The following is a 540-nucleotide window of genomic DNA, read 5'->3' on the forward strand; positions in this document are numbered from 1 at the left end:
AATGACCTTTGTTCCGAGACAAAAAGTCCTGACTTTGGAAGAAATGCACCAAGTTGCTGAGGCCTTTGTCGAGCTAGGTGTCGGAAAGATACGTTTAACGGGTGGTGAGCCTTTAGTTCGAGCAAATGTAATGTCCTTGTGCGAGTCGGTAGGCGCCTTGCCTGGTTTGGATGAGCTGGTGATGACGACAAATGGTTCACAGTTATCAAAAGTCGCGAAGTCTTTGCTCGCCTCGGGCGTAAAGCGTTTAAACATAAGTCTGGACACTCTAAAGGCTGACAAGTTTAAAGAGTTAACTCGCGTTGGTGATCTTGAAAAAGTGCTTCAGGGAATCGATGCAGCAATTGACGCAGGCTTTGAGAAGATCAAATTGAATGCTGTGATTATGAAGGGTCGGAATGCCGACGAAGTAATCCCCCTGATACGTTTTGCAGTGGGCAAAGGCATTGATATTAGCTTTATCGAAGAGATGCCCTTAGGCGTTATCTCGGAACATAGTCGCGAAGAAGCTTTTTGCTCGAATCAAGAGCTTAAAGAAAT

The 540-nt window shown here is 45.4% G+C and carries 1 protein-coding gene; it reads left to right on the forward strand.

The window, feature by feature from the left end; translation table 11 throughout:
• Positions 1-540, forward strand: a 540-nt coding sequence (locus A3761_RS05005) for a GTP 3',8-cyclase MoaA (RefSeq protein ID WP_156491614.1), incomplete at both ends; no start/stop codon positions are given.

It is taken from the genome of Oleiphilus sp. HI0123, from assembly GCF_001635315.1.